Here is a 5122-nt window from a genome sequence, read left to right on the forward strand (position 1 = left end):
TCAGTTTCATTGATAACAATATAGTTTTTATATTCGGGAAGAACAATATAGGGAAATCAAGTATTCTTCATGCTTATCAATATTTTGTAAAGCCCAATCAAGCTGCACAAATTACTGATTTCTATGGTCAAAATGCAGACAATAATATAGTTATAGAAGCTACCTACATCAAAGAGGACAGTGATAATGATTATTTCTCAGAGAAAGGTTTTGATAAATGGGTCAGTAAAGATAATGAAGTTAAGTTTAGAAAAACATGGACAAAAGTAGGAACAAAAGCCCAAAAAGAAACATTTTCCGTTGAGAGGAATGAGTATGTTCCTGATGGTTTTGGTGGGCTAGAGACTTTCTTGACAAAGGCAACACCTAATATAATTTATATTGAAGCAATCCCAAGTGTGAAATCTCTAACGGACTGGATTGAGAAAGAGATAAAGAATAAATTACTCAAGAAACTTAAGGCTAATCATAAAAACGAATATGAAGCAGCAATATCTGCTATTAAAACTCTACAAGATAGAGTGGAAACTGATGGTTATGTTAGCGAAATTAATGAAGGAGCAAATAGGTACTTTTGTGAAACTTTTCCAGATTTAAAGCTAAATATAGCCTCAAATCCTAATAAAGAAACAGATATTACAAAGGCTTTTGAAAAAGATTTCAGTGTCGCAATTAGTAACAATACTAATGAAGAGAAAGAATTAAATGAAGCGCTAGATAAATTAAATGAAGTGGGTAAGAGTGATAGTCAAACTTTTGATCTGCATGGACATGGTTTAATTAGACAAGCAATTATCAATATTTTGGGTTTCTTTCGAGATACGACTAAAGATGAAAAGCATATAATTTTGTTTGAAGAACCTGAATTATATTTACATCCTGCAAATAAAAGAAAGTTTAAAAATACGCTGTATAACATAGCTGAGCAAGAAAACTATCAGGTGCTCTGTGTTTCACATGATCCCCAGTTGATCGACTTAAGTCGTGATCATACTTCTTTAGCTAGGTTTGTTAAAAAGCAAAATGGGGAGACTGTTGTATACCAATCAAGTAACGATGTGTTTGCAAATAGAAAGGTAGTTAAAGATAGAATTTTGATGCTCAATCGCTTTAATCCTCATTTGTGTGAAACATTTTTTTCTGATGATGTCATTATGGTAGAAGGCGATACTGAGGCTATAGTTCTAAGAACTCTGATTGAAAAGTACTACCCAGAAAAAGAAGTGTTTGTGTTAAATGCTCTGTCAAAGACAAACATGACATTCTTCATGGAAGTTCTTGGTCACTTTAAAATCCGTCAACACATTATTCATGACTCGGATGAAAGGTATGACTATGAGGGTGGAAGACCTAAGGTAAATAAGGATGGTAGCTTTAAAAGAAACAGCTCTTGGACACAAAGTAATAATATTTTTGAAATGCAGTGTCGTTTGAATAACATTGAAGATCTAGTACATAGATATGTTTCGATTAGAAATTTTGAACATAGTCATGGTTATAAGCATAATGCCAGTAAAGGTAAACCACTGTCTGCATATGAATATGCAGAACAAATGGATATCGAAGATAATTCAATTTCTATCATACGATTTCTTAAGCAGATAATTGGAGAACTTGAAAGGGAAGCTCATGGTTATGACGAGTTGTATTTAAAGTCTGCTGTTATGGAACCGTTTGCAAGGGTTAGTCACTCAAATGTTTATTGTAACTACGCCTCAAAACCTCCAGTTGCTAAAAGAACCAATAAATGCAGTGCATATGCTTATAACTCAATATAAATCAATGATCTAACAAGATTTTAAGACGAATTCTCAACGCATGACTTTTTCACTATGCGTTGACTTTAGTGTTTCTAGAGTTCGGAGGTAATAATTGCGCGGAATTGAATTAGTGCATGATTTACGTGGAAAGCTACCGTACACGCCTCTATGTTTTTGTCTGAAATCCGAAATGTTGTCGTTTCAAGTTAACTTCTAGGGTGTAAAAATGAATAAAAATATTAATTATCAACTCTGGTTGGTGTTGATGCTTACGAGTTTTATTCCCTTAATTTATGCGACAACTAGAATTTATTTTTTAGGAAGCATCGAAAGCCCTTGGGCATATAGTATCGCAGCGCAAGTAGCTTGGCTAAATGTTGGTTATGAAGTACTCCATGAAGCGTTATTCATTCCGCTAGCATTTATCTTTGGTAAGGTCGTAAGTGATGATAGAAAATTTCAAGAGAGGGTTAGCTTAGGACTAAAAATTATAGTAATCAGTTATTTTTTAGTCACTGCTGTTGTCCTGTGGTTTACGCCAATCTTTGTTACTGCGATGCAGCAACAAAAAGAGCTGTTCACTACGACGGTACAATATATCCGATTGGAATCACTAGCTATATTACTTTCTAGTGTTTACGCCTTTTTATCGTTAGTTTTAGTATTGAAAAATCAGAAGAAGACTCTGTACAAGTTGTTAGTCGTACAAATGATACTAACGATTTTGTGTGATGCTCTATTTGTTAGCCAGTTACCAATTTCCTTTGAGTTGGGCGTTCATGGTATCGCTTTTAGCAATATTATTGTCAATTTAATAATCGCCGCAGTCGCTATTACTTATCTTATTAGATTAGGTGTATCTCTTAAGTTTGGACAAAGTAATCGAAACAAAAATATATGGCTAAAGGAGTGGGTAGTCATTGGGTGGAAGTCAGGCCTAGAGTCATTTGTTCGCAATGCTGCTTTTATTGTAATGATTTTGCAATTAGTGAACCAAGTACAACAAGCCGGAACGTTCTGGGTTGCGAATCAATTTATTTGGGGATGGTTGTTACTTCCTATATTAGCTTTAGGTCAATTAGTGAAACAAGACGCTGCAACCAACAAAGGGTTATCGATTGAACGGATAAATGGTTATTTTTGGCTAACTGTGGGGGTCATTGTCGCTTGGGCTATCACAATACCGATGTGGGATGGCTTTATATCTAGTGTAATGGGGGTTAAGAGCTCAGGTCCAATTATCGATTTAGTATGGTTGTTAGTCGGATTTTATGTTGTGTTTAGCTTCAACAATGTCATAGACAGTTACTTCTATGGTATTGGTCGAACAGACCTCATGCTCTATCAATCTTTGGTGGTTAATAGTGTGTTTTATGGCGGTGCTTTTGTGTGTTATCAAGCCGGCATATTTGTTCCTACCCTTCAAACTATCGGTTTGATGTTCGGCTTGGGTATAACTCTAGACGCAATGATTACATGGGCTTTATACCTAATGCTCAGGAGACAGCAATCGCTAAGCCAGTGCGAGTCTCTTTTAAGTTAAGTAATAGTTGGTGAAAATACAACGGCACACCTAAAGCGGATTCGTTATTCTTGGTTCAGTCTGTTTAAAGTGCTTTTTGAAGTACAAGGAATATCATATGAAAAACATAGCTATGGCCGTGGTTGTAAGAGACGGGAAAGTCCTCGTCCAAAAGCGCTTTAGACATGGGCAAGGTATGGTCTTTGAGTTCCCTGGAGGTTCAGTTGATCCCGGAGAGTCGGGTAGCCAAGCCGCAATTAGGGAGTTGTGGGAAGAAACAGGTCTTAAAGATTTACAACTTCTCGGCACTCATCAAGCTATCAATAACTTCGGCGGTGAGATTCATTATGTAGTTTTGCGCGTGGATCAGAATGATGAGCCTAAAGTGGTCGACGCAGAAAGACAGCAAACTTTCTATTGGCTAGAGCGCTCAGCGATTCCTCTTGATGACTTTTATCGTGCAGATATCGAGTTTATAGAGAACCATTTGAGTCGATATGCATAGTTCAAAGTTGGTTTGAATATTGAATTTACTATGTAGTAGACATATTACTGCATGAGCTGTTATTTAAGTTTCTCTAGATGCTTTAAATGGGACTTTCACGTGTAGCGATTTTGTACAAGTTAACATGGAGAATAAATTGAAAGATTATGAAGTTTATCTGTTCGATATGGATGGAACATTAGTAAATTCAGAGCCGTTAAAGGGCAAAGCATTGGCACTAGCTTGTGCAGATTATGACGTTCAAGTGGACTACAACATATACAAAGATGTCATGGGAGAAAATTGGCAGGTAGTGACTGGGCACTTTTTCGACCATGCGGGGATTTCACCAGACCTAGCTGAATTTAACCGTTGTTTTCGAACCCACTACGAACGGATGTTAGGTGAAGAGCTAGAGCTAAATATTGGCGCTAAATCGTATATTGAACATCTTAAAAAAGAAGGTAAGAGATGTGGTGTCGTAAGCTCGGCTGCGACATGGATGGTCGATAATATTTTGACTTCGTTACAACTGGACCATGTTTTTGATCTTGTAATCACTCAAGAGCACGTAACTAAGCACAAGCCAGATCCTGAAGCGTATAACCTTGCACTCCAAAATCTAAACGTATCAGCTGAACATGCAGTCGTGTTTGAAGATTCAACTGCTGGTATTTGTGCTGGTAGATCTAGTGGTTGCGACGTTATTGCTGTTAAGCATGAGTTTAATACGAGAAATGATTTAAGTGGTGCACTAAAATCAATCAGTACTTACGATGAAGTGTTGGTGTAACAAAGTTATCTGTTGTGATTCTCAATACCTTACATTTTGGATTAAAAGTTGGGTTCATTGCTTTGGGTACAATTTTTAGACAGGAGCGTTTTATTCACCTCTATTCAGCATCAGTTTCACGGAGGAAGCATGACAAGCGACCAACTATTGGAAAAGGCACTTTATAGCAGTGCTAGCATCCACCAACCTCATTCTTTAAAAGCCTATTTGGCTTCGAATCACCTTAACAACTATTTCGCTAAAACAGACAATGTGTGGCTTAAAACGAGTGAGCTGATAGGCCAAACTGAGATTGAAGTTTTAGGTGAGTACTCTGCAACGATACAAGCGCACAAGTTCTCAGATTTTCGTATTCAAAGGATATTGGATAACGGGGTATACCCAGCGGCGTATGCTGCTTTAACGCAGTGGCATGAGAACAAGGGCTTTCAAGATATCTTGGCTCTTCGACGTTTTGTGTGGATTTGGGTTAAAATATGCACCTCCTAAATAGGCTCCAATACAAGGTCCAGCCACATTGAATTCTTCTGATATTTTTATGCTCGGGTTGGGGCTGCAAGCAC

The 5122-nt window shown here is 37.2% G+C and carries 4 protein-coding genes and 1 pseudogene; all 5 read left to right on the forward strand.

Annotated elements, in window-relative coordinates; all coding sequences use genetic code 11:
* The coding region (locus tag H5300_RS25385; RefSeq protein WP_182797220.1) for an ATP-dependent endonuclease at positions 1-1778 on the forward strand (1778 nt) is incomplete at its 5' end.
* A 208-nt stretch (positions 1779-1986) separates the two neighbouring features.
* Entirely contained in the window at positions 1987-3303 is a 1317-nt protein-coding gene (locus tag H5300_RS25390; protein ID WP_017090761.1) for an MATE family Na+-driven efflux transporter, read from the forward strand.
* A gap of 97 nt (positions 3304-3400) precedes the next feature.
* Positions 3401-3787, forward strand: a complete 387-nt coding sequence (locus H5300_RS25395) for an NUDIX hydrolase (protein ID WP_017090760.1) — start codon at positions 3401-3403, stop codon at positions 3785-3787.
* Between the two features lie 124 nt (positions 3788-3911).
* Positions 3912-4559, forward strand: a complete 648-nt coding sequence (locus H5300_RS25400; protein WP_017090759.1) for an HAD family phosphatase — start codon at positions 3912-3914, stop codon at positions 4557-4559.
* A gap of 129 nt (positions 4560-4688) precedes the next feature.
* A pseudogene (locus H5300_RS25405) lies at positions 4689-5003 on the forward strand (hypothetical protein); the annotation flags it as partial.
* Positions 5004-5122 lie beyond the last annotated feature (119 nt).

The organism is Vibrio sp. SG41-7 (genome assembly GCF_014164465.1).
In the GTDB taxonomy this organism is placed as follows: Bacteria; Pseudomonadota; Gammaproteobacteria; order Enterobacterales; family Vibrionaceae; genus Vibrio; species Vibrio splendidus.